Here is a 23582-nt window from a genome sequence, read left to right on the forward strand (position 1 = left end):
GGCATGACCGCACTGCGTACCGCGCTCGATCCCGCCGACCCCGGGTACGTCGACGCCGCGGCGACGATGGAGACCAAACTCGCCGAGCTGGAGGCGGAGTTCGCGACCGCGCTGGAGGGTGGGGGCGCCAAGAAGGTCGCCCGCCATCACGAGCGCGGCAAGATGCTCGCCCGCGAACGCATCGAGATGCTCATCGACGAGGACAGCGCGTTCCTCGAGCTGTGCCCGCTCGCCGCGTACGGGTCGGAGTTCCAGGTCGGTGCCTCGATCATCACCGGTATCGGCGTGGTCGCGGGTGTCGAGTGCATGATCGTCGCCAACGACCCGACCGTGCGCGGCGGCACCTCCAACCCGTGGACCCTGCGCAAGGGGTTCCGCGCCAACGAGATCGCCATGGAGAACCGTCTGCCGTGCATCTCGCTGGTCGAATCCGGTGGCGCCGACCTGCCGACGCAGAAGGACGTGTTCATCCCCGGCGGGCGCATGTTCCGTGACCTCACCCAGCTGTCGGCGGCGGGCATCCCCACCATCGCGCTGGTGTTCGGCAACTCCACCGCCGGCGGCGCCTACGTGCCGGGTATGTCCGACCACGTCGTCATGATCGAGAACCAGTCGAAGGTGTTCCTCGGTGGGCCGCCGTTGGTGAAGATGGCCACCGGTGAGGACAGCGACGACGAGTCGCTCGGCGGTGCGGGCATGCATGCCCGTCAGTCCGGGCTGGCCGACTACTTCGCTCGCGACGAACAGGACGCCATCCGTATCGGTCGGCGCATCGTGGGGCGGCTCAACTGGCGCAAGGCCGGCCCGGGGCCGGTCGCCGCGCCGATCGAACCCCGTCACGACGCCTCCGAACTCGTCGGCATCGTGCCCGGCGATCTGAAGATCCCGTTCGATCCGCGCGAGGTGATCGCGCGGGTGGTCGACGACAGCGACTTCGACGAGTTCAAGGCCGAGTACGGCTCGTCGCTGTGCACCGGATGGGCCCGTGTGCACGGCTACCCTGTCGGCATCCTCGCCAACGCCCAGGGCGTGCTGTTCTCCGCCGAGGCGCAGAAGGCCACCCAGTTCATCCAGCTGGCGAATCGCTCGAACACGCCGTTGCTGTTCCTGCACAACACCACCGGCTACATGGTCGGCAAGGAGTACGAACAGGGCGGCATCATCAAACACGGCTCGATGATGATCAACGCCGTGTCGAACTCCACCGTGCCGCACATCTCGCTGTTGGTGGGTGCGAGCTACGGCGCCGGCCACTACGGCATGTGCGGGCGGGCGTTCAATCCCCGTTTCCTGTTCGCCTGGCCCAGTGCGAAATCGGCCGTGATGGGTGCCGCGCAGCTCTCCGGCGTCATCTCGATGGTGTCGCGGGCGGCGACGGAGGCTCGCGGCGGTGTCGTCGACGAGGAGGCCGACAAGGGGATGAGAGCGATGATCGAGGCACAGATCGAGGCGCAGTCGGTGCCCGCGTTCCTCTCGGGCATGCTCTACGACGACGGGGTCATCGATCCCCGCGACACCCGCACGATCCTGGGAATCGCGTTGTCGGCCATCGACTCCGCGCCGGTCGAGGGGACGTCGAACTTCGGCGTCTTCCGGATGTGAGCGCCGCCATGACCACTCCCACCGCACGCCCCATCACGTCGGTGCTCGTCGCCAACCGCGGCGAGATCGCCCGACGCGTGTTCGCCACATGCGCGCGTATGGGTCTGTCGACGGTCGCGGTCTTCTCCGACCCCGATGCCGACGCCCCTCACGTCGCTGCCGCCGATCGCGCGGTGCGGTTGCCGGGGGAGACCTCGGCGCAGACCTATCTCGACGGTTCGGCGATCATCGCCGCCGCCCTCGCGGCCGGCGCCGACGCCGTCCACCCCGGGTACGGATTCCTCTCCGAGAACGCGGCTTTCGCGAGCGCGGTGATCGACGCCGGACTCACCTGGATCGGGCCGCCGCCGGAATCGATCGCCGCCATGGGGTCGAAGGTGAACGCCAAGGAGATCATGGCGGGCTCGGGTGTCCCTGTTCTCGGTGATCTCGACCCCGAGACCCTCGGTCCGTCCGACCTCCCCGTGCTCATCAAGGCCTCGGCCGGTGGTGGCGGACGCGGCATGCGCATCGTTCGCGAGATCGATTCGTTGACAGGCGAACTCACCGCGGCCGCGCGCGAGGCCGCCTCGGCGTTCGGCGACGACACGGTGTTCTGCGAGCCCTACGTCGAACGCGGTCACCACATCGAGGTGCAGATCCTCGCCGACACGCACGGCCGGGTGTGGGCGGTCGGCGAACGCGAGTGTTCCATCCAGCGCCGGCACCAGAAGATCATCGAGGAGGCACCGGCGCCGCTCGTGGAACGGATCGGCGGCGATCTGCGGGCCCGGCTCTACGACGCCGCCCGTCAGGCGGCGACCGCCATCGGCTACGTCGGTGCCGGCACCGTCGAGTTCCTCGCCGACGGCACCGGACGGTTCTACTTCCTCGAGACCAACACCCGCCTGCAGGTCGAGCATCCGGTCACCGAGGCGACCACCGGGCTCGACCTCGTGGAGTGGCAGATCCGCATCGCCGACGGGGAACGGCTCGGCGACGCGCCCCCGCCCACCACCGGTCACGCCATCGAGGCGCGTCTCTACGCCGAGGACCCGGCCAACGGATGGGCGCCGCAGTCGGGCACCGTGTTCTCACTCGACCTCCCGGCCGACGTCCGGTTCGGTCCGCTGTCGCGCCCGGGTGTGCGTGTCGACTCCGGTATCGAGTCGGGCAGCGAGATCTCGGTGTTCTACGACCCCATGGTCGCCAAGGTGATCAGCTGGGCCCCGGATCGCCGCCGTGCGAGCGCCATGCTCGCCGGGGCGCTGGGACGCGCCCGCGTGCACGGTCCGGGGACGAACCGCGACCTGCTGGTGACGATCCTGCGGCATCCGCAGTTCCTCGGCGGAGACACCGACACCGGGTTCATCGACGCGATCGGTCTCGACGTACTGGCACGGCCCCGTGCCGACGGCACCGCGGTTCGCCACGCGGCGATCGCCGCCACGCTGGCCGCGGCACGGATCAACCGTGACGGGGCGTCGGTGCAACCCGCGGTCGCGGCGGGGTGGCGCAACCTCTTCTCCCAGCACGCGGTGAAGCGTTTCGTCGATCCCGCCGACGCAGCTGCCGACGCCGACATCGAGGTGCGACACCGGTTCACCCGAACCGGTGTCGACCTGCCCGACGACCCGACCGTGACGGTCGTCGGCGCCGACGCGACCACGGTGACCCTCGAGATCGACGGTGTGCGAACACGCTTCGCCATCGCCCGGTACATCGACCCGCAGCGGCGCACGGTGTGGTTCGTCGACTCCGACTCGTCGTCGGTCACACTCGTCGCCCGACCCCGCTTCGTCGACCCGTCGGCGGTGGGCGCACCGGGCTCCCTGCTCGCGCCCATGCCGGGATCGGTGATCCGCATCGCCGTGGCCGTCGGCGACGAGGTGACCCAGGGCCAGCCGCTGCTGTGGCTGGAGGCGATGAAGATGGAACACACCGTGGCAGCCCCGTCCGACGGGGTCGTCACCGAACTTGCCGTGGCCGCCGGGCAACAACTCGCCGTGGGCGATGTGCTGGCCGTGATCGGCGACCGCGCACACGACGCATCAGGCAGTATCGAACCGTCCGACCCGAAGGAGACCCCATGACCACATTCGCAGACGCACCCACCGATGCCGCGCCCGTCAACCCGTTCGTGGAGACCGCCGAGCGCGCCGCGCTGCGTGCCTCGGTGGCGGCGCTGGCCAAGCGGTACGGCCAGGAATACTTCATGGAGTGCGCCCGGACCGGCAAGAAAACCGACGAACTGTGGCGTGAGGCAGGTCAGCTCGGCTTCCTCGGCGTGAACCTGCCCGAGGAGTACGGCGGCGGTGGCGCGGGGATGTACGAGCTCGCCATCGTGATGGAGGAGATGTCGGCATCGGGCGTCGGGCTGCTGATGATGGTGGTCTCGCCGGCCATCTGCGGCAACATCATCGCCCGCTTCGGCACCGACGACCAGAGGCAGCGCTGGCTGCCCGGCCTGTCCGACGGGTCGATCACCATGGCGTTCGGCATCACCGAACCCGAGGCGGGATCGAACTCGCACCAGATCACCACCACCGCACGCCGTGACGGCTCCGACTGGCTGCTGACCGGCCGCAAGGTGTGGATCTCCGGGGTCGATCAGGCCGACGCGGTGCTCATCGTCGCGCGGACCGAGGACGCGAAGACCGGCAAGCTGAAGCCTGCCCTGTTCATCGTGCCGACCGACGCGCCGAACTTCGAGTACAAGCAGATCGCGATGGAACTGATCAACCCCGAGAAGCAGTTCCAGCTGTTCCTCGACGACGTGCGACTGCCGTCGGATGCGCTCGTCGGCTCGGAGGACGCCGCACTGGGGCAGCTCTTCGCCGGACTCAACCCTGAGCGCATCATGGCGGCGGCGTCGGCGATCGGTATGGCCCGGTTCGCCCTCGGCAAGGCCGTCGACTACGTCAACAACCGCACGGTGTGGAAGACCCCCATCGGCGCGCACCAGGCGATCGCACATCCGTTGGCGCAGGGCAAGATCGAGCTCGAGATGGCGAAGCTCATGATGCAGAAGGCCGCCACCATGTACGACGCAGGTGACGACTGGGGTGCCGCGGAGCCGGCCAACATGAGCAAGTACGCCGCCGCGGAGGCGTGCGTGAAGATCGTCGATCAGGCGGTGCAGTCGATGGGCGGCAACGGGTTGTCGACCGAGTACGGCATCGCGCCGCTGCTGAACCTGTGTCGTGTCGCCCGGGTGGCCCCGGTGAGTCGCGAGATGGTGCTCAACTTCGTGGCGCAGACCAGCCTCGGCCTGCCCAAGTCGTACTGATCACCGTGTCCGAGATCGTCGTCACGCGAGCCGATTCCGACGGCGTCGCGACCATCACCCTGGACTCGCCGGGCAACCGCAACGCGTTGTCGCCGGCGCTGACAGGGCAACTGCGCGATCATCTCGCGGCGGTCGACACCGATCCCTCGGTGCGTTCGGTGGTGCTCACCCACACCGGTGGGACCTTCTGTGCGGGAGCCGATCTCGCGGCGGCCATGTCGTCGGGGCTCTCGCCGCAGGAGGCGTCGGCGGCCGGCACCGAGGCGATGATCGCCATCCTCCGGGCGATCATCACCTCGACGAAACCCGTGATCGCGAGGATCGACGGTCACGTACGTGCCGGTGGACTCGGGATCGTGGGAGCCTGCGACATCGTGGTCGTCGGACCCGCGACCACGTTCGCGCTGACCGAGGCGCGGTTGGGGCTGGCGCCGTCGATGATCTCTCTGACCCTGCTGCCGAGGGTGGATTCGCGTGCCGCGAGTCGCTACTTCCTGACCGGGGAGAAGTTCGGGCCGCGCGAGGCCGCCGACATGGGTCTGGTGACCATCGCCGAGGCTGAATCCGACGCTGTGACAGCGACGGTCGAACGGTTGACCGCCGACATCGCGAAGGCATCGCCGCAGGGACTTCGGGAGTCGAAGAAGGTCGTCAACAGCGTGGTGACCGAACTGTTCGAGCGTTACGCCGATCAGCGACGCACCGAATCTGCGGACCTGTTCGCCTCCGACGAGGCGCGCGAGGGCATGTCGGCGTTCCTCGGCAAGCGTGCACCGTCGTGGGTGTCGGGGTGACCGAGGCCGTTGTCGTCCGGACGCCACAGCAGAGCCGGTCACGGGCGACGCGGCAGCGACTGCTCGACGCGACGATCGACATGTTGGCGGCCGAGGGGTGGGCGACGACCACGGTCGCCGCGGTGGCCGAGCGTGCCGGGGTGTCGAGAGGGGCTGCGCAGCACCACTTCCCGACGCGGGAGAGCCTCATCACCGCTGCCCTGGACGCGACGTTCGCGGAGTTGACCACGCGTGCGTCGGCGGTCGACGACACCCTCCCCGACGGACCGGGACGAGTCGAGGCCCTCGTGACCCGCGCCGTCGACATCTACACCGGTCTCCATTTCAAGGCGGCACTGCAGGTCTGGAGTGCGGCGGCGTCCGATGATGCGCTGCGCGAGTTGATCCTGCCGTTGGAGCAGCGGTTCGGCAGTGCGGCACACCGCATGACCGTCGAGGCGTTGGCCGGTGTCGACGCGCCGCCGCACGTGCATCGACTGGTCCAGGCCACCCTCGACATGGCCCGTGGCCTCGGCCTGGCCGACACCCTCTCCGACGACTCGGCCCGCCGTAAACAGGTCGTCGCTACCTGGTCGGAAGTCCTTGCCGCGGCATTGAACTGATCTCCAGGCCTCGTGTCGCGAGACCGTCCAGGTCGGCCACGATCGTGTCCGGCGACGGCATCGACGTGATCTCGTCCACCACGGCACGGCGTCGCTGCGCCGTGGCACTCGCCGGTGCCAGCAGATCGCCGACGGCGGTACGGATCGATGCCGGGTGGGCGCGCGATCCGACCAGTCGGGTTCCGAGGCCCGCGGCGACGAGTGCGGCCGCGTTGTCGAACTGATCGGCGCCCTGCGGTAGGAGCAGCTGGGGGAGTCCCGCGGCCAGAGCCGCCAGTGTGGTGCCCGACCCCCCGTGGTGCACGATGGCCGACGCGTGCGGGAGCACCGCGGCCTGTGGCACCCACGACTCCACGGCGATCCCCTCGGGCAGCGGGCCCAGCGCGTCGACGGGCACCGACGGACCGAGGGCGACGAGGACACGCGCCCCCAGCGACGCGATCCCCGAGGCGACCTCGGCGAGCACGCGGGCATCGCCGAACTCGGTGCCCAGGGTGACATAGACGAGCGGCCGGTGATCGTCGGCGTCGGTGACGATCGAGGGCAGCGGACCGTCGGCGGCAAAGGCGATGGGACGCAACGGTACCCGTCCGGGACGGGACAGCACCTCGGGTTCCTGCAGCGATGGCGGGCAGATGTCGAGCAGGGTCACCTCGGGGGTGTCGTGATCGAAGGGGAACCCGCGGCCGAAACCGTGCGCGATCACCCCGATGCCCGCGGATCGCGCAGCGGTCACGGCACCGATGCACGCCGACTCGGCGACGATCAACTCTGGCGCGAACCGGTCGATCACCGGCGCGAGATCCGCTTCGAACGCCCGCGGGATGATCTCGGTGAACGCCCGTCGCACCAGTTCACGGTGGGCTGCGGTGTCGGCCTTGACCGCTTCGGTGGAGTCCACCGACGCGTCCTCGGAGACCACCTGTTCGAACGCGGCACGGATCGACATCCCCGCCGTCCACGGCGTGAACCCCTGCTCGGCCAACACCGGATGCATGCGTTCCCCGACCGCCCAGTGCACGGTGTGGCCCGCGCGTTGCGCGGCGAGCGCCAACGGGATGAGCGGAAAGGTGTGGCCGTAGGCCTCGAGCGACGAGAACAGGATCCGCATGAGGTCGAAGCTTAGCCGTACTAAATTGGGGCCGCCGCGGCGTCGCGGGGCGGTCAGCGCCACCAGTCATCAGCGGGCGCCACCGGGGGGTGGCGTTTGTGTCGTGTGCGCAGGTAGGCCGCCTCGATCGTCTCCGCCGCTGCGGCCGGCACCTCACGACCCTCCAGGTACGCGTCGATGTCGCGGTAGCCGACTCCCAGCGCCTCCTCGTCTGGCAACGCCGGGCGGTCGTCCTCGAGGTCCGCGGTCGGCACCTTGCTCCAGGTGCTCTCCGGGGCGCCCAGAGTTCGTAGCAGATCGGCACCCTGTCCCTTGGTGAGCCCGGTCAGCGGGGTCACGTCGGCGGCGCCGTCGCCGTGTTTGGTGAAGAACCCTGTGACCGCCTCGGCGGCGTGGTCGGTCCCGACCACCAGCAGACCACGCTCCCCGGCGATGGCGTACTGGGCGATCATCCGTTCGCGGGCCTTGACGTTGCCACGCACCAGATCCGAGAGGCGGTCCACACCGAGACCTCCCGCGACGGCACCGGAACCGGCGTCGACGGCGGGGGGATGTCGACCCCCGTCACCGTGGTGGGTGCGATGAAGTCGAGCGCGATGTCGACATCCGAGGCGTCGGACTGCTCGCGATAGGGCAGGCGCACCCCGACGAACTCCGCGTCGATCCCGTCGGCGGCGAGCAGATCGACGGCGAGTCGACAGAGCCGACCCGCGAGGGTGCTGTCCTGGCCGCCGCTGATGCCGAGCGTGAACCCACGGGTGCCGGAGGCACGGACGTAGTCGACGAGAAAGGCCACGCGCCGCTCCACCTCGGATCCCGGGTCGATCGTCGTTCTCACATGCAGCTCATCGATGATGGACTCCCGGAGGCCGGTCACGGTCGACTCCCGGCGTCGGTGGTGCTCGTGGCATCGCGCAGATGGTCGAGCAGGAAGTGCAGGCCTGCGTCGACGGTCGCGGCGAGCACGTCGGGTGGGTCACCCTCGAAGACGCGTTGCGCAGTGTGAACCGAACCCCGGTCGAACAGTCCGAAACAGACGGTGCCCGCGGGCACGTCCTCCTGCGTCTGCGGGCCGCCCTCACCGGTGACCGCGACGGCGATGTCGGCGCCGAACAGTTCGGCGGTCGTGCGGGCCATCGCGCGGGCCGCCGGCTCGGTGACCACCGGGCCGTCGGGCACCTTCAGCAGCGAGTGTTTGACCTCGGCGCGGTAGGCAATCACGCCACCGCGGTACCAGTCACCCGACGACGTCGCCCGGCCCAGATGTGTGGCGATGTTGCCTGCGGTGAGCGACTCCGCCGTGGCGATCGTCATGCGACCCTCGTCGGCCAGGGAGGCGATCTCCTCGCAGAGGTCGCCGATGTCGTCGTCGGTGGGCAGTCGGTCATCGGGGTCAACGGTCATGCCCGTCGACTACCCGGCGGTCGAGGGGCCCAATCCTGCGCAGATCGCGTGCTCCACCGGTGATCGCGGATGGTCGAGGTCGAACTGTTCGGTGAGCATCAAACCCGGTTGCGACATGAACCGTGGCCGGGTTCCCCGGTGCACCTGCGCGGCGTGCACGAGGAACGGGTGGCAGAGGAAGACGTCGCCCGCAGCGCCGGTGGCCAGGACCTCGGGACGTCCGGGTGCATCGCGGGAACCGATGTCGTCGAGGACGCCGACGAGATCGAACATGTCGACGCCGGTGTCGCCGTAGGGGAGGAGGTGGCGCGGGACGTCGAGATGCGACCCGGCCCGGATCCGTGTGGGTGCGTCGTCGTCGCCCACATCGGAGAGCAGGAACAGCATCAGCAGACCGCGGTCGCGGGAGGACACGTTGATGAAATACCGGCTCGCTCCGGGCGGCAGGTAGCTCGCGTCGATGTGCCACCCGGTGTCGTTCGCGTCGGTGTCGGAGGGGAAGCGGATCGCGACGTTGCCGAGTTCGATCCGCTGTGTCCAGCGCCCCGGGCCGACGAGCTGGTCGTACGCCACGGTCAGCGCCGACGCGCGCGCCGCGGTCGCGAACGGCGGTGTCATCGGACTGTTGACGCGGCGCACCGGCTCGGTCCAGGTCCGTGGATCGCCGGGGGACTCGTCGAGCAGATCCCACAGCTGAGCCCGACAGTCGTCGATCGTCGCGCGGTCGATCGCGCCGCGGATCGCGACGTAGCCGTCGCGGGCGAAGGTCACGAGGTCGTCGTCGGTGAGTGTCATCGCCGATCAGTCTGGACACGCCGAACCCGGTCGGGCAACTCGTTTTCCACCGACTAGGTTCTCCGACATGCCGACTCTGTCCGTACGGACGACCAGGATCCTGGTGATCACGATGGTGACGCTGGCGACGATCGCCTCGGGTGTCGCCAGCTACGTGGTCGGCCGTCACTACGACGAGCGCCGTGAGGCTGATGCGTTGCGGTCGCTCGGACTCGGTGTCCGACCCACCCCGCTCTGGACGCTCGACGCGACCCGTGTGGCGACCCGACCAGGTGACGTCCTGCTGTCCGTGCCGAACCCGGGCACCGACACGAACGGGTACGGACTCCTGGTCGACGCGGCCGAGAACCTGATCGCGGCGGTGGGTCGGCCGCGGGCGTTCAACGAGATCGCCGACGTGACCCTGGTCGGGATCGATCGCGCCGACGGGACGCCCATCTGGAGGCGCTCCGTCGGACCGGTGGCGAACTGCACCGACGGGCCGATCGCCGATGCGATCGCCTGCTGGTCGCCGACACGGGTGATCGTGGTCGACACCGCGACCGGCCGTGTACGCGGCGCGGCGACACCGGATTTCACGATCGCCGGTGTGGAGGTGGCGGGCCGGTCGACCTATGTGAGCGGTACCCGCGGAACCGGTTCGACGACCTCGGTCGTCCTGGCCACAGGCACCGTGGAGTCCCCGACCGCGACGACGCGGTCCGTCGCCGATGCCGGGCTCGGGGCGTCGATCAGCGATGTAGTGCCCGAGCGGAACGTGTTCATCGTCGGAGCTCCGGCGCAGGGCGACATCGGGTCCCGATCCGCGGTGTACTCCCTCGACACCGCATCGAGACGTTTCGCGTCCGACGGCGCCGTCACCGCGATCGGCGACCTCCTGTTCCGATCGGAGACCTACCCCCAGGGGATCGAGCGACTGCTCGACGACACCGGGGCAGCGGTTGTGACCCAGCGCCTGAGCCTTCCCGGCGGCTCTTTTCCACCACAGGTGACGTCAACACCTTTCGCTCCCGTGGTGATGGGGAACGGTGTGTTCGACCCACGCACCGGGGCACTCCTGTGGCGTGATCCGGTCCTCGACTGGGGGAGGCCGGACGGTGGTGTCACGCCTGCCATCGTCGGATCCACGCTGATCGCGGCGTCTTTGGACGGTCGGCTGATCGGCATGGACACCCGCACGGGCCGTCGGATGTGGACGACTCCATCGGCCGGCGCCTTCTACGTTCGTTCCGGTGTCACCGACGGACGCCTCTTCGTGTTCGGCGACGACACCGGCATGCATTCGATCGACGCCGTCACCGGTCGAATCGTGTGGTCGGTGGTGTCGCGGTCACCGTCTCCGGGTGTGATCGCGCTGACCGCGGTCTCCGGCTCCGGCCGCGACATCGTTCGCGCGGAGGGGAACTCGATCTCGGTGTGGCGTGCACGGAAGGGCGAGGACGGGTGAGCCGGCCGCGGCGGTGATTCAGTGGGGAGCGCGGGCCTCGCGTACGCCCATCGCGGTGACCGTGAGGGCGACGATCGCCAGTCCCGCCCACTGCGACCAGGCCAGGGTGGTGCCCAGCACGAGCACCCCGACGACGGCGGCGGTGGCCGGGAAGGCGAGTTCGCCCAGCGTGGCCCGCGAGGCCGGGGTCGACTGCAGGGCGCGGTAGTACAGCGCCAGCGCGAGCAGTCCCGGGATAAGCGCCAGCAGAACGAGACCGACCGCGTCGCCCCAGGTCGGCAGCACGGGCGCACCCGTCGCACCGACGACGCCGAACGCCCCGATGGTGCCGAAACCGAGTCGTAGGGTGGTGAGGTTGCGTGGTGTCAGCGACGGCGACACCCACCGTCCGAGGACGGTGCCCACCGCCCACAGGGCGGCGGCGCCGAGCGCGAGCAGCGCCGGTTCGAGTTCGGACACACTCAGGTGCAGGGGGTCGGCGAAGGCGAGCAACCAGGCGCCGATGAGGGCGGGGACCGCGTACAGCGCGAAGCGAGGGCGTAGCCGTTCGCCGAGCAGTACCACCGCCAGCGCGATCGCGAGAACTGGCTGCAGCTTCTGCAGCACGAGGGGTGTGATGAAGTCGCCGCTGCTCCCGGCGATCGTGAACGCCCGCGTGAACAGCGCCGTCGCCACGGCCGACGACCCGACCCCGATGACCACGACCGCGGCCTTGTCCCGCAGACCGAGGCGGCCGAAGGCGCGGATCGCCGACGGCAGGAAGGGAGCGAGCAGAACGATCGGGATGATGTGCTCCCACAGCACGATCGTGCCCGCGGCGAGATCAGACGCCAGAGGTTTGCGGAGCAGACCGTCGAGACCCCACAGCGACGCCGACACCGCGATCAACCAGGTGGCGTCCCGCCGGCCGTGAGAGCCCGACAACGGGTTGTCACCGGCGACGACGACCGACGGACTCCCGGAAGTCCCCCCGGCGACGGTCACCCGCCGACGGTGATGTCGACCCGGTCCGCGTAGAACGCGACGTGATCGGCCACCTCGGCGACGGCGTCGTGCGGGTGCGGATAGAACCACACCGTGTCGGGCAACTCGCGGCCCTCGACCACGAGATCGCGGTATGACGCCTCGCCCTTGTACGGGCACCAGGTGTGTGTGTCGGACTCCCGCAGGACCGAGGAGTCGACATCGCCGACCGGGACGTACTGCACCGCCGGATATCCCGCCTCCCGCAGGGTGAGCGCGGAGTCGGTGCGGGCGACGACGGTGTCGCCGACACGAACGGTCACGGGCGCGTTCGTGGGCTCCACCGTGATGGGGTGATCCGGGCCGGGGACGAGCGTCGTGCGAGACATGTGGGGACCAACGCGGCGCGCGTCCGCGCTGTTCCCTCCGCGGCGCCCCGCCGGACCGAGGCGTGCCCCGGAGCCGTGGGGACTCCGGGGCACATCGGTCCGCGGGCCGTCAGCTGTCGTGCAGGATGACGCCGCGGATGTTCTTGCCGTCGCGCAGGTCCTGGTAGCCCTCGTTGACCTGTTCGAGCGTGTAGGTCGAGGTCACCAACTCATCGAGTTTCAGCTGACCGGCGTCGTAGAGACGCAGCAGCCGCACGATGTCGTACTGCGGGTTGGCCGACCCGAACAGCGACCCCTTGATCGTCTTCTCGTTGAGCGTCAGATCGATACCGGGCCAGTGCACCGTGAACTTCTCCGGACTCGACAACCCGGTCAGGACGACCGTGCCGCCCTTGCCGACCGCGCCGATGGCCGCCGACACGACATCCTCCTCGACGGTGCCGACGGTGACGATCGCGCAGTCCGCGCCCTGACCCCACGTGAGCTCGGTGATCTTCTCCTGCGCCTCGGCGGGATCGGCGAAGGTGTGTGTCGCACCGAATTTCGTGGCCGTGTCGCGCTTGAAGGCGATGGGGTCGACGACCACCACGTACTTGGCGCCCGCGTGCACCGCACCCTGCACCGAGTTGATGCCGATGCCGCCGATGCCGTAGATGACCACGGTGTCGCCGGCGCGCACGTTGCCCGCGTACACCACCGAACCCCAGCCGGTGGGCACACCGCAGCCGACGAGCACCGCCTTGTCCAGCGGCAGCCAGTCGTCGACCTTCACCACCGAGTACTGCGAGATCACCGCGCGTTCGGAGAACGTGCCGAGCATGCACATGCCGCCGAAATCGTCACCGCCGGCGTGGAATCGGTACGTGCCGTCGGGCAGGCAGCCGTCGAGGATGGTGGCGCCGACATCGCACAGCGACTGCCGTCCGGTCGAGCAGTAGCGACATGTCCCGCAGTTCGGGATGAAGCTGCACACCACGTGGTCGCCGGGCTTCACCTTCGTCACACCCGCGCCGACCTCCTCGATGATCCCGGCGCCCTCGTGGCCGCCGACCATCGGGAAGCGGGGTGGCAGGTCGCCGTCGGTGAGGTGCAGATCGGAGTGGCACAGCCCGGCGGCGGTGAACTTGATCAGCACCTCGCCGTCCTTGGGCTTGTCGAGGTCGAGTTCGAGGATCTCGAACGGCTTCCCGGCGTCGAACAGAACTGCTGCCTTGGTCTTCATCGTCGAAGTCCCTCCTCATCGGCGCACCTGTCGGTCGTGTGCGCGCTCTCCTGCCATGGTGACGCGCGTCACTGTCGAGGGGTGTCCAACTTCTGGACAGATCAGCCGACGATGCGGCCGGGACGGCTCAGCCGTCGATGCCGAGTTCGCGCATCCGCTTGTAGAGGGTGGTTCGACTCATGCCCAGGGCCTGGGCGGTCCCGCGTTTGTTGCCGCCGTGGTGATCGAGTTCGGAGACGATGGCGTCGCGGGTCGCGCGGTCGAGGGCGTTGAGCACCGCGGTCCCGTCGTCGATGAGGTCGATCTCGATGACGAAGCCGCCGCCCTCGGGTCGCTCCCACCGCAACGACGCCGCGTGACCGGAACTCAGCATCACCCGCGGTACGTGTCCGCGGCGGTTCATCGCACCGTCGGTCAGTGCCCGCAGCGCGGTGTGGTCGGCCGGACCCACCAGCTGACCGGCCGAGGCGTTCTCGAGGACGATCTCGTCGGCGATGGCGACCACCGGTGCTCCGCGTCGGCGTGCCCCCGCACGTTGGAAATGGCGCAGCAGCAGATGCTCGCCGGTCCGGGTCTGCTCGAGCAGTCGCTCGGTGATGTCGTGTGCGGCCTGGGCGAGCAGGGGAGCCAACAGCGGGTTGTCCTCGGACTGCAGGAAGGTGATGTCGAGGATCCCCTCGATACGACGGCTCACCGGGTGATGCAGCGGGTGGCCGTAACAGCTGAAGCGCTTGAGCTCGTCGATGTAGTGCTCCGCGCCGCGAACCGCGATGGGCGACCGCAACGCGTGCACCGTCGCGATCGAGTTGGTTCCGGAGGTCTCCTCGGTGAACGACCGGCCGATCTGGGCGCCGACCTCGGAGACCACGTCGTGCACCTGGTGCGAGCCGAACCGCATGTCGACCAGGCGGGCGTCACGGTCGGCGAGGAGAACACAGAACCCGGTGCCGGCGAGGACGTTCTCCATCCGGTCGAGCACCGGTGCCGCCGCCGCGAGGAGTCGACTGCGCCGGTCGACCTCGGACACACTGAACAGGGTCGCCGAGTCTGCGGGCTGCAGCCCCGCCCGGCGCGCCCGTTGCCACGACCTGGCGATCTCGGCCCTGACCAACTCGCCTCCGTCGATCTCGGACATGTGCGAAACATACGTCCAACAGCGCATACGCCGAGGTGGAATCGGTCGCGGGAGGGCTCGGGGATCGTTTTTGACCTGACCTGATGCGGTCGGTACAGTTGACCGCTGGTGCCTGGCAACAGCCGGGCTGATCCGTATGCCATCGATCGCCGGTCTGTTCCCGCCCGGCGAGGGCAGTGTGCGGGTGACACGACCACCACCTGTCGGCAGATTCGACACGCCCGACAGTGGGGTGAACAAACTAGTACTGACCAGCGCTTTCGAGCCTGGTGGGGCGAACTGTGGAGTTGCGCCGGAGTTCATCTCCGGTTCACCTGCCCGGAGCACCAACCACAGTGGACAACGAACACCGCCGAACCTAAGGACGAACAACCAGTGCCAACAATCAACCAGTTGGTCCGCAAGGGCCGCCACGACAAGCCTGCCAAGCAGAAGACGGCAGCGCTGAAGGGCAGCCCGCAGCGGCGTGGCGTGTGCACCCGCGTGTACACCACCACCCCCAAGAAGCCGAACTCCGCGCTCCGCAAGGTCGCCCGCGTGCGCCTGACGAGTTCGGTCGAGGTCACCGCCTACATCCCCGGTGAGGGTCACAACCTGCAGGAGCACTCGATGGTGCTCGTCCGCGGTGGTCGTGTGAAGGACCTCCCGGGTGTGCGGTACAAGGTCATCCGCGGCTCGCTCGACACCCAGGGTGTCAAGGGCCGCAAGCAGGGACGCAGCAAGTACGGCGCGAAGAAGGAGAAGGGCTGATGCCACGTAAAGGACCCGCCCCGAAGCGCCCCCTCGTCAACGACCCGGTCTACAGCTCGCCGCTGGTCACCCAGCTGGTGAACAAGATCCTCCTCGACGGCAAGAAGTCGACCGCCGAGCGGATCGTCTATCAGGCCCTCGAGCAGGCTCGCGAGAAGACCGGCACCGATCCGGTCATCACCCTCAAGCGCGCGCTGGACAACGTAAAGCCCGCGCTCGAGGTCAAGAGCCGCCGCGTCGGTGGTGCCACCTACCAGGTGCCCATCGAGGTCAAGCCCAACCGTGCGAACACCCTCGCCCTGCGCTGGCTGGTCACCTTCAGCCGGCAGCGCCGCGAGAAGACCATGGTCGAGCGCCTCGCCAACGAGCTGCTCGACGCCAGCAACGGTCTCGGCGCAGCGGTCAAGCGTCGCGAGGACACCCACAAGATGGCCGAGGCCAACCGGGCCTTCGCGCACTACCGCTGGTGACAACCCCAATCAACATCTTCTACGCGAAAGAGCGAGGCAGATAAGTGGCACAGGACGTGCTGACCGACCTGAACAAGGTCCGCAACATCGGCATCATGGCCCACATCGATGCCGGCAAGACCACCACCACCGAGCGCATCCTCTTCTACACCGGTATCTCGTACAAGATCGGTGAGGTCCACGACGGCGCAGCCACCATGGACTGGATGGAGCAGGAGCAGGAGCGTGGCATCACGATCACCTCTGCTGCCACCACCTGCTTCTGGAACAACAACCAGATCAACATCATCGACACCCCGGGCCACGTCGACTTCACCGTCGAGGTCGAGCGCTCCTTGCGCGTCCTCGACGGCGCGGTCGCGGTGTTCGACGGCAAGGAGGGTGTCGAGCCGCAGTCCGAGCAGGTGTGGCGTCAGGCCGACAAGTACGACGTGCCGCGCATCTGCTTCGTCAACAAGATGGACAAGCTCGGCGCCGACTTCTACTTCACGGTGCAGACCATCAAGGACCGCCTCGGAGCCAAGCCGCTGGTCATCCAGCTGCCCATCGGTGCCGAGAACGACTTCGAGGGCATCGTCGACCTGGTCGAGATGAAGGCGAAGGTCTGGCGCGGGGAGACCAAGCTCGGTGAGTCCTACGAGACCATCGACATCCCGGCCGAGCTCGTCGAGCGGGCCGAGCAGTACCGCGAGGAGCTGCTCGAGACGGTCGCCGAGTCCGACGAGGAGCTTCTCGAGAAGCACTTCGGCGGCGAGCCGCTGACGATCGACGAGATCAAGACCGCCATCCGCAAGATGACGGTGAACTCCGAGATCTACCCGGTGCTGTGTGGTTCGGCGTTCAAGAACAAGGGTGTCCAGCCCATGCTCGACGCGGTCATCGACTACCTCCCGTCGCCTCTCGACGTCGAGTCGGTCACCGGCCACGCCGTGGGCGACGAGGAGAAGCTCCTCACCCGCAAGCCGTCGTCGGACGAGCCGTTCGCGGCGCTCGCGTTCAAGATCGCGACGCACCCCTTCTTCGGCAAGCTGACCTACGTCCGGGTGTACTCGGGCAAGGTCGACTCCGGCGCCCAGGTCATCAACTCGACCAAGGGCAAGAAGGAGCGTCTGGGCAAGCTCTTCCAGATGCACTCCAACAAGGAGAACGCGGTCCCGACCGCGTCCGCCGGACACATCTACGCCGTGATCGGACTGAAGGACACCACCACCGGTGACACCCTGTGCGATCCGCAGGATCAGGTGATCCTGGAGTCGATGAGCTTCCCGGACCCGGTCATCCAGGTCTCGATCGAGCCCAAGACCAAGTCCGACCAGGAGAAGCTGGGCACCGCGATCCAGAAGCTCGCCGAAGAGGACCCGACCTTCTCGGTCAAGCTCGACGAGGACACCGGCCAGACCGTCATCGGCGGCATGGGCGAGCTCCACCTCGACATCCTGGTCGACCGCATGAAGCGGGAGTTCAAGGTCGAGGCCAACGTCGGCAAGCCGCAGGTGGCCTACCGCGAGACGATCCGCAAGACCGTCGAGAAGCACGACTTCACCCACAAGAAGCAGACGGGTGGATCGGGCCAGTTCGCGAAGGTCATCGTCAAGCTCGAGCCGCTGGTCGACGCCGAGGACGGCGCGACCTACGAGTTCGTCAACGCCGTCACCGGTGGTCGCGTGCCCCGCGAGTACATCCCGTCGGTGGACGCCGGAGCCCAGGACGCCATGCAGTACGGCGTGCTGGCCGGCTACCCGCTGGTCAACCTGAAGTTCACGCTTCTCGACGGCCAGTACCACGACGTCGACTCCTCGGAGATGGCGTTCAAGATCGCCGGTTCGCAGGCACTCAAGGAGGCCGCCCGTATGGCCGGCCCCGTGATCCTCGAACCGCTGATGGCCGTCGAGGTCATCACGCCCGAGGACTACATGGGTGACGTGATCGGCGACCTCAACTCGCGCCGTGGCCAGATCCAGGCCATGGAGGAGCGCAGCGGTGCCCGTGTCGTCAAGGCGCAGGTCCCTCTGTCGGAGATGTTCGGCTACATCGGAGACCTCCGGTCGAAGACCCAGGGCCGTGCGAACTACTCCATGGTGTTCGATTCGTACGCGGAGGTTCCCGCGAACGTCTCGAAGGAGATCATCGCGAAGGCGACAGGCGAGTAGTAACCACCTTCGTCGGGACACACGTCCCGACGGAACAAGCAACATCTAAACTTTGCGGCTGAGAAAGCCTCAGGCGCATGACAGTCCAGGAGGACATCAAGTGGGTAAGGCGAAGTTCGAGCGGACCAAGCCGCACGTCAACATCGGCACCATCGGTCACGTCGACCACGGCAAGACCACGCTGACCGCGGCCATCACCAAGGTTCTGCACGACAAGTACCCGGACCTCAACGCCGCGTTCGCGTTCGACCAGATCGACAAGGCGCCGGAGGAGAAGGCTCGTGGTATCACGATCAACATCTCCCACGTCGAGTACCAGACCGAGAAGCGTCACTACGCGCACGTCGACGCCCCCGGTCACGCCGACTACATCAAGAACATGATCACCGGTGCCGCCCAGATGGACGGCGCGATCCTGGTCGTGGCGGCCACCGACGGCCCGATGCCCCAGACGCGTGAGCACGTGCTGCTCGCCCGCCAGGTCGGCGTGCCGTACATCCTGGTCGCGCTGAACAAGGCCGACATGGTCGACGACGAGGAGATCATCGAGCTCGTCGAGATGGAGGTCCGCGAGCTGCTGGCCGCCCAGGACTTCGACGAGGACGCGCCGGTCGTCAAGGTGTCCGCTCTCAAGGCCCTCGAGGGTGACGAGAAGTGGGGCGAGTCGATCGCCGAGCTGATGGCCGCCGTCGACGAGTCGGTGCCGGACCCGGTCCGCGAGACCGAGAAGCCCTTCCTCATGCCCGTCGAGGACGTCTTCACCATCACCGGTCGTGGCACCGTCGTCACCGGTCGTGTCGAGCGTGGTTCGGTCAACGTGAACGAGGACGTCGAGATCGTCGGCATCCGCGAGAAGTCGACCAAGACCACCGTCACCGGCATCGAGATGTTCCACAAGCTGCTCGACTCGGCAGAGGCGGGCGACAATGCCGGTCTGCTGCTGCGTGGCCTCAAGCGCGAGGACGTCGAGCGTGGCCAGGTCATCATCAAGCCGGGTACCACCACCCCGCACACCGAGTTCGAGGGCCAGGCGTACATCCTGTCGAAGGACGAGGGTGGTCGCCACACCCCGTTCTTCAACAACTACCGTCCCCAGTTCTACTTCCGTACGACTGACGTGACGGGCGTCGTGACCCTGCCCGAGGGCACCGAGATGGTCATGCCCGGTGACAACACCGAGATGAGCGTCAAGCTGATCCAGCCGGTCGCCATGGACGAGGGCCTGCGCTTCGCGATCCGTGAGGGTGGCCGCACCGTCGGTGCCGGCCGCGTCACCAAGATCAACAAGTGACACTGATCGACAAGTGACACCCTCCCGCGTCTGACGCGGGAACGCATCACCGAGAACGCCCGATCCCGTCAGGGGTCGGGCGTTCTTGTGCGTGGGACCTTCGACGCGCCGACGGACGTGACCTCGAATAGTGTCGACAGCTGTGACCGCCACCGACATCGACAGCCGCGACGCCGGCGCGCAGATGGGTCGTTTCACGCGAGACGAGCTCCCGCGTCTGGCGATGATCGTCGGATTCCTCGTGGCGCTCCACCTGATCGGCTGGGGCCTGTTCGTCCACTACAACTCCATCCCTCGCATCCACGAGCTCACCGGTTCGGACGGGACCCTCGTCTACGCGGGCGCCGGACTGCTCGCGTACACGTTGGGGATGCGGCATGCCTTCGACGCCGACCACATCGCCGCCATCGACGACACCACGCGCTTCCTGCTGCAGAAGGGTCGGCGGCCCCTGGCCGTCGGGCTGTTCTTCTCGCTCGGCCACTCGACGGTGGTGCTGGTGTTCGTCGGCGCGATCGCCGTCGTCGCCGCCAAGGCCACGGCCTTCCAGGAGGCGTTCTCCGGGCCGGGAGGCATCGTCGGCACCCTCGTCTCGGGGACCTTCCTGTACCTGATCGCCGCACTGAACATCGTGGTCCTGTTCGGCATCGTGAAGGTGTGGCGGCGGGCCCGACGTGGCGAGTTCTCCGCCGACACCCTCGACGAGTTGTTGGCCAGGCGTGGCCTGATGAACAGGCTGTTCCGCGGACGCTACGACAGGCTGATCAACCACTCGTGGCAGATGTACCCGCTCGGCCTGCTGTTCGGGCTCGGATTCGACACCGCCACCCAGGTCGGCCTGCTCGCCATCGCGGGCACCACCGCGATCGCCGGCGGACTGCCGCCGCTGGCGATCATCGCGCTGCCGGTGTTGTTCGCCGCCGGGATGACCACGATGGACACCATCGACGGCGTGTTCATGTCGAAGGCGTACGGCTGGGCGTTCGTGACGCCGGCCCGCAAGATCTACTACAACATCACGATGACCGGGCTGACGGTGTTCCTGGCCGTCGTCGTCGGAACACTGCAGATCCTCACCCTGCTCGCCGACGAACTCGGTCTCGCCGGTGGCGTCTTCGACGTGGTCGCCGCGTTCGATCTCGAGCGGATCGGACAGCTCGTCGTCGCGACCTTCGTCGTGGTGTGGATCGGCGCCCTCGTCTACTACAAGTTCGCCGGGGTGGACGCACGATTCGACACCGACAGCGCCGAGGGGGTCGCGGTCCCGCGCACCTCTGGTCGGTGACCGGATCAGGCGCTATCTTCTGTAGTCCATGACCGTTTCAGGCGATTCCGCCGCGCCTGCACGGCGCCGCGGATTCCCTCGCGTGTTCCTGACGACGCTCGCCCAGATGATGCTCTTCGGCATCGTCGGGCCGATCTTCCTGGTCATGTACGTCGTCATCGACGAACCGGGAATCGGCTGGATGCTCTACTGGGGTGTCGCGGTGACCGCGATCGATGTCGCTGCGGCGGTGGTGATCTCGTTCGCGCGGGTGCGGACGGCGGACACGATGGCGCGTCTGGAGGTGTCGGGCGTACTCGCTGCGGCCGACATCACCGCCGTGGAGCAGACCGGCGTGCAGATCAACGATCAGCCGGTCATGAGACTGTCGCTGCGTGTCCATGGCGACGGCATCGCGACCTTCGACGCGTCGAACAAGACAGTGGTGCCGCTGATCCATCTACCCGTGGTGAACGCCCGGCGCCTCGCCGTGCTCGTCGTGCCCGGAACCGAGCACCTCGTCATCGACTGGCCGCGCAGCGCCCTGCTCTCGGGTGTGGTGCCAGCGGTCCTCACCGATCCCGCGGACGGTACGACCTACGATCTGTGCGGACGATCTGGGCCGTTGTTGCAGGTCCTGCGGATCCTGAAGGCGCACGGCATCAAGGGCGACGGCCTGACCATCGGGGATGACCCCGCGGCGCGCGCGGAGGTGATGGGCGTGGTGCGCGGGGTGGTCCCGCAGTCCGCGACCGGGGCCTCGGCCGACACCCCTGTCGCGTCGGAACAGACCGTGGGTCAGCGCCTGGCCGAACTCGAGAACCTCCGGGTCACGAAGGCCATCACGGAGTCCGAGTATGCGACGGCACGCTCGCGAATCCTCGAGTCGCTCTGATCGCCGACCTCCGGTCGGACGACCGTTCTGCGGTCGCCGCGGGATGTCATGCGGCGTCGACCGGGTCGAAATGCTCGACGACGGGGAACGGGTCGTAGAAGTGGTGCAACAACTCCCGCCACCGCTGGTACTCGGGTGAGCCGCGAAAACCCTCGGTGTGGTCGGCGAGGGTGCGCCATTCGACGAGGAGCAGGTAGACGTCGGGGCGCTCGATGCCGCGCGACAGACGGAGGTTCGAGAAACCGGGCATCGCGGCGATGATGGACTTCGCCTCGGCAAACGCGGCGCGGAACTCCTCGCCCCGTCCCGGTGTCACCTGCAGGAGTGCGTGTTCGACGATCACGTCGATCAGCGTGGCACAGTGGGGGCGGTGAGTGGCGACGAGAACATGAGCGGTGTCCGGGTGTCGACGAGTGCCGGTGTGGTGCGGGGCCGGCGGGTCCCGGTCGGCGATTCCATCGTGCATGCCTTCCTCGGCATCCCCTACGCTGCGCCCCTCGTCGGTGCCGCCCGCTTCGCGGCACCGGGTGCGGTCGAGCCCTGGGAGGGCGAGCGGCCTGCGAGCGAACACGGACCGACCCCACCGCAGGGCCCGTACCCGGCGCCCACCTCCGAGCTGTTGCCGAGTGTCATCGTCGACGGGGATGACGCGTTGAACCTGTCGGTGTGGACACCCGAACCGGGCACCGGGCGACTCCCGGTCATGGTGTGGATCCACGGCGGTGCGTTCACCCGGGGGACACATCGACTGCCGACCTACGACGGCGCTGCGTTCGCACGGGACGGTGTCGTGGTCGTCGGCATCAACTACCGCCTCGGCGCCCTGGGTTTCCTCAGCCTCCCGGGTGCCCCCGACAACCGTGGACTGCGTGATCAGATCGCGGCGCTGGAATGGGTACGCGACAACGTCGCCGGCTTCGGCGGCGATCCCGACCAGGTGACGGTGTTCGGTGAATCGGCCGGCGCGATGAGCATCGCGGCGCTGCTGGCGTCACCCCACGCCGAGGGGCTCTTCCGGCGCGCGATCGTGCAGAGCGGCAACGCGGTGTCGGCCTCGGATCTCGCCGACGCCCGGCTCGTCGCGAGCGAGTTCACCGAGACGTTGGGTCTGCCGCCGACGGTCGTCGGTGTCGCCGACCTGCCCACCCAGGAACTGCAGAGGGCCCAGGACGCGTTGGGTCTGGCGCTGGTCACCGATCCCGACCCGAACCGATGGGGCGCGACCACCATCGCCCGCGGACTCGGCGTGATGAGCCTGTTCCCGACCATCGACGGCGATGTCCTGCCCTCGCTGCCGATCGACGCCATCCGGGCCGGCGCCGGTCGCGGCGTCGAGGTGCTGGCGGGTACGACCCGAGACGAGATGCGGTTCTTCCTCGTCCCGAGCGGACTCGCCGGCGTCGTCACCGCCGAGATGTTGCCCGGGATCGTGGGCCGCCTCGGTGTCGGCGCCGACGCAGTGGACGTCTACACCCGCAACCGACCCGCCGAGACCCCTGGCGACGTGATGTGTGCGATGTTCACCGACTACTCGTTCCGTTCCGGCACAGCCGATCTCGTCGATGCGCTCGCCGGACGGGATCAGTCGGCGTGGCAGTACGAATTCGCCTGGCCGACACCCGTGCGCGACCTGCGTGCCTGTCACGCACTGGAACTGGCGTTCGTGTTCGACACCCTGCGTGGTTCCTCGCAGTTGACCGGACCCACGCCGCCGCAGGAGCTGGCCGACGAGATGCACTCCACCTGGCTCCGATTCGCCACCACCGGCGATCCCGGATGGGATCGGGTCGGCGCGAGTCGTCCGGTGCGTACCTTCGGCGACGCAGCGCTCGACGCGGGCGCCGTGGTCGTCGACCCGCGCGCCGACGAACTGGCCGTCTTCCGGCAGAGCTGACCGCCGCCGAGCGTGCCGATAACGCCCGCCGAGCGTGCCGAAACCTCTCCCCGAGCGTGCCGAAACCTTGTCCCGAGCGTGCCGATGATGTCCGCCGAGCGTGCCGAAACGTCGCCCCGAGCGTGCAGATGTCATC

At 68.2% G+C, this 23582-nt stretch carries 21 protein-coding genes and 1 pseudogene; 13 read left to right on the plus strand and 9 right to left on the minus strand.

The genetic code is table 11. The features are described 5' to 3' along the window. Positions 1–3: 3 nt before the first annotated feature. The 5 genes from ACLBW1_RS13400 to ACLBW1_RS13420 are packed head-to-tail and all read left to right on the plus strand — an operon-like array spanning position 4 to position 6266. Positions 4–1602, plus strand: a complete 1599-nt coding sequence (locus tag ACLBW1_RS13400; RefSeq protein WP_447812340.1) for an acyl-CoA carboxylase subunit beta — start codon at positions 4–6, stop codon at positions 1600–1602. Positions 1603–1610: 8 nt separating this feature from the next. Continuing rightward, on the plus strand, positions 1611–3674 hold the full coding sequence (locus tag ACLBW1_RS13405; RefSeq protein ID WP_447812341.1) for an ATP-binding protein: 2064 nt from the start codon (positions 1611–1613) through the stop codon (positions 3672–3674). Beyond that, positions 3671–4870 carry an acyl-CoA dehydrogenase family protein gene (locus ACLBW1_RS13410; RefSeq protein ID WP_447812342.1) on the plus strand — a complete coding sequence of 400 codons (1200 nt, stop codon included), beginning with the start codon at positions 3671–3673 and terminating at the stop codon, positions 4868–4870. Before ACLBW1_RS13405 ends, ACLBW1_RS13410 begins: the two co-directional genes overlap by 4 nt. A 5-nt stretch (positions 4871–4875) precedes the next feature. After that, positions 4876–5664: an enoyl-CoA hydratase family protein gene (locus tag ACLBW1_RS13415; RefSeq protein ID WP_447812343.1), complete on the plus strand. Its 789-nt coding sequence runs from the start codon at positions 4876–4878 to the stop codon at positions 5662–5664. Further along, on the plus strand, positions 5661–6266 hold the full coding sequence (locus tag ACLBW1_RS13420) for a TetR/AcrR family transcriptional regulator (RefSeq protein ID WP_447812344.1): 606 nt from the start codon (positions 5661–5663) through the stop codon (positions 6264–6266). Before ACLBW1_RS13415 ends, ACLBW1_RS13420 begins: the two co-directional genes overlap by 4 nt. Here the strand turns inward: ACLBW1_RS13420 and ACLBW1_RS13425 are convergent. From ACLBW1_RS13425 to ACLBW1_RS13440, 4 genes and pseudogenes are all read right to left on the minus strand, one after another. Beyond that, a complete protein-coding gene (locus ACLBW1_RS13425; protein ID WP_447812345.1) occupies positions 6229–7440 on the minus strand; it encodes a glycosyltransferase in 1212 nt (403 codons plus the stop codon). The two genes, ACLBW1_RS13420 and ACLBW1_RS13425, sit on opposite strands and share 38 nt — an antisense overlap. Further along, positions 7431–8254, minus strand: a pseudogene (nadE, locus tag ACLBW1_RS13430) (ammonia-dependent NAD(+) synthetase). Before nadE ends, ACLBW1_RS13425 begins: the two are co-directional and overlap by 10 nt. Continuing rightward, the gene (locus tag ACLBW1_RS13435; protein ID WP_447812346.1) at positions 8251–8781 is read right to left on the minus strand and encodes a CinA family protein; all 531 of its coding nucleotides are present in this window, start codon (positions 8779–8781) and stop codon (positions 8251–8253) included. The pseudogene nadE and the gene ACLBW1_RS13435 overlap by 4 nt, the downstream one beginning before the upstream one ends. Positions 8782–8790: 9 nt before the next feature. Further along, positions 8791–9576, minus strand: coding sequence for a phytanoyl-CoA dioxygenase family protein (locus ACLBW1_RS13440; protein ID WP_447812347.1), 786 nt, complete (start codon positions 9574–9576; stop codon positions 8791–8793). Positions 9577–9643: 67 nt separating this feature from the next. Between ACLBW1_RS13440 and ACLBW1_RS13445 the strand changes: the two genes are divergently transcribed. Then, positions 9644–11023 (plus strand): outer membrane protein assembly factor BamB family protein, encoded by a 1380-nt coding sequence (locus ACLBW1_RS13445; protein WP_447812348.1) that lies wholly within the window; start codon positions 9644–9646, stop codon positions 11021–11023. A gap of 18 nt (positions 11024–11041) precedes the next feature. On the opposite strand, the gene ACLBW1_RS13450 is transcribed toward ACLBW1_RS13445, so the two are convergent. From ACLBW1_RS13450 to ACLBW1_RS13465, 4 genes are all read right to left on the minus strand, one after another. Continuing rightward, complete coding sequence (locus ACLBW1_RS13450; RefSeq protein WP_447812349.1) at positions 11042–12007, minus strand: DMT family transporter; 966 nt, start codon at positions 12005–12007, stop codon at positions 11042–11044. Further along, the gene (locus ACLBW1_RS13455; RefSeq protein WP_447812350.1) at positions 12004–12309 is read right to left on the minus strand and encodes a DUF427 domain-containing protein; all 306 of its coding nucleotides are present in this window, start codon (positions 12307–12309) and stop codon (positions 12004–12006) included. Before ACLBW1_RS13455 ends, ACLBW1_RS13450 begins: the two co-directional genes overlap by 4 nt. A 175-nt stretch (positions 12310–12484) precedes the next feature. Beyond that, positions 12485–13597 carry an NDMA-dependent alcohol dehydrogenase gene (locus tag ACLBW1_RS13460; protein ID WP_447812351.1) on the minus strand — a complete coding sequence of 371 codons (1113 nt, stop codon included), beginning with the start codon at positions 13595–13597 and terminating at the stop codon, positions 12485–12487. A gap of 127 nt (positions 13598–13724) precedes the next feature. Continuing rightward, complete coding sequence (locus ACLBW1_RS13465) at positions 13725–14732, minus strand: helix-turn-helix domain-containing protein (RefSeq protein WP_447812352.1); 1008 nt, start codon at positions 14730–14732, stop codon at positions 13725–13727. Positions 14733–15107: 375 nt separating this feature from the next. Between ACLBW1_RS13465 and rpsL the strand changes: the two genes are divergently transcribed. The 6 genes from rpsL to ACLBW1_RS13495 all read left to right on the plus strand — a co-directional run bounded on the left by rpsL (position 15108) and on the right by ACLBW1_RS13495 (position 21552). Further along, entirely contained in the window at positions 15108–15482 is a 375-nt protein-coding gene (gene rpsL, locus ACLBW1_RS13470) for a 30S ribosomal protein S12 (RefSeq protein ID WP_045823748.1), read from the plus strand. Further along, positions 15482–15952 (plus strand): 30S ribosomal protein S7, encoded by a 471-nt coding sequence (gene rpsG, locus ACLBW1_RS13475; RefSeq protein WP_188489241.1) that lies wholly within the window; start codon positions 15482–15484, stop codon positions 15950–15952. Before rpsL ends, rpsG begins: the two co-directional genes overlap by 1 nt. A 44-nt stretch (positions 15953–15996) precedes the next feature. Continuing rightward, positions 15997–18102 (plus strand): elongation factor G, encoded by a 2106-nt coding sequence (gene fusA / locus ACLBW1_RS13480; protein ID WP_447812353.1) that lies wholly within the window; start codon positions 15997–15999, stop codon positions 18100–18102. A 100-nt stretch (positions 18103–18202) separates the two neighbouring features. After that, positions 18203–19393, plus strand: a complete 1191-nt coding sequence (gene tuf, locus ACLBW1_RS13485; RefSeq protein WP_434214383.1) for an elongation factor Tu — start codon at positions 18203–18205, stop codon at positions 19391–19393. A gap of 142 nt (positions 19394–19535) precedes the next feature. After that, positions 19536–20678 (plus strand): HoxN/HupN/NixA family nickel/cobalt transporter, encoded by a 1143-nt coding sequence (locus ACLBW1_RS13490; RefSeq protein ID WP_447812354.1) that lies wholly within the window; start codon positions 19536–19538, stop codon positions 20676–20678. Between the two features lie 28 nt (positions 20679–20706). Next, on the plus strand, positions 20707–21552 hold the full coding sequence (locus ACLBW1_RS13495) for an SHOCT domain-containing protein (protein ID WP_447812355.1): 846 nt from the start codon (positions 20707–20709) through the stop codon (positions 21550–21552). A 46-nt stretch (positions 21553–21598) separates the two neighbouring features. Here the strand turns inward: ACLBW1_RS13495 and ACLBW1_RS13500 are convergent, their stop codons facing one another. Then, positions 21599–21895 carry an antibiotic biosynthesis monooxygenase family protein gene (locus ACLBW1_RS13500; RefSeq protein ID WP_447812356.1) on the minus strand — a complete coding sequence of 99 codons (297 nt, stop codon included), beginning with the start codon at positions 21893–21895 and terminating at the stop codon, positions 21599–21601. Between the two features lie 45 nt (positions 21896–21940). Between ACLBW1_RS13500 and ACLBW1_RS13505 the strand changes: the two genes are divergently transcribed. Next, the gene (locus ACLBW1_RS13505; protein ID WP_447812963.1) at positions 21941–23446 is read left to right on the plus strand and encodes a carboxylesterase/lipase family protein; all 1506 of its coding nucleotides are present in this window, start codon (positions 21941–21943) and stop codon (positions 23444–23446) included. The last annotated feature ends 136 nt before the right edge of the window (positions 23447–23582 follow it).

The organism is Williamsia sp. M5A3_1d, from assembly GCF_053345315.1.

Excerpts from the sequence above, each read along its gene's own strand:
- ACLBW1_RS13400 (WP_447812340.1), top strand. The coding sequence starts at position 4 with ATGACCGCACTGCGTACCGCGCTCGATCCCGCCGACCCCGGGTACGTC.
- ACLBW1_RS13405 (WP_447812341.1), top strand. The coding sequence starts at position 1,611 with ATGACCACTCCCACCGCACGCCCCATCACGTCGGTGCTCGTCGCCAAC.
- ACLBW1_RS13410 (WP_447812342.1), top strand. The coding sequence starts at position 3,671 with ATGACCACATTCGCAGACGCACCCACCGATGCCGCGCCCGTCAACCCG.
- ACLBW1_RS13435 (WP_447812346.1), bottom strand. The coding sequence starts at position 8,781 with ATGACCGTTGACCCCGATGACCGACTGCCCACCGACGACGACATCGGC.
- ACLBW1_RS13440 (WP_447812347.1), bottom strand. The coding sequence starts at position 9,576 with ATGACACTCACCGACGACGACCTCGTGACCTTCGCCCGCGACGGCTAC.
- ACLBW1_RS13445 (WP_447812348.1), top strand. The coding sequence starts at position 9,644 with ATGCCGACTCTGTCCGTACGGACGACCAGGATCCTGGTGATCACGATG.
- ACLBW1_RS13460 (WP_447812351.1), bottom strand. The coding sequence starts at position 13,597 with ATGAAGACCAAGGCAGCAGTTCTGTTCGACGCCGGGAAGCCGTTCGAG.
- ACLBW1_RS13465 (WP_447812352.1), bottom strand. The coding sequence starts at position 14,732 with ATGTCCGAGATCGACGGAGGCGAGTTGGTCAGGGCCGAGATCGCCAGG.
- rpsG (WP_188489241.1), top strand. The coding sequence starts at position 15,482 with ATGCCACGTAAAGGACCCGCCCCGAAGCGCCCCCTCGTCAACGACCCG.
- ACLBW1_RS13495 (WP_447812355.1), top strand. The coding sequence starts at position 20,707 with ATGACCGTTTCAGGCGATTCCGCCGCGCCTGCACGGCGCCGCGGATTC.
- ACLBW1_RS13505 (WP_447812963.1), top strand. The coding sequence starts at position 21,941 with ATGAGCGGTGTCCGGGTGTCGACGAGTGCCGGTGTGGTGCGGGGCCGG.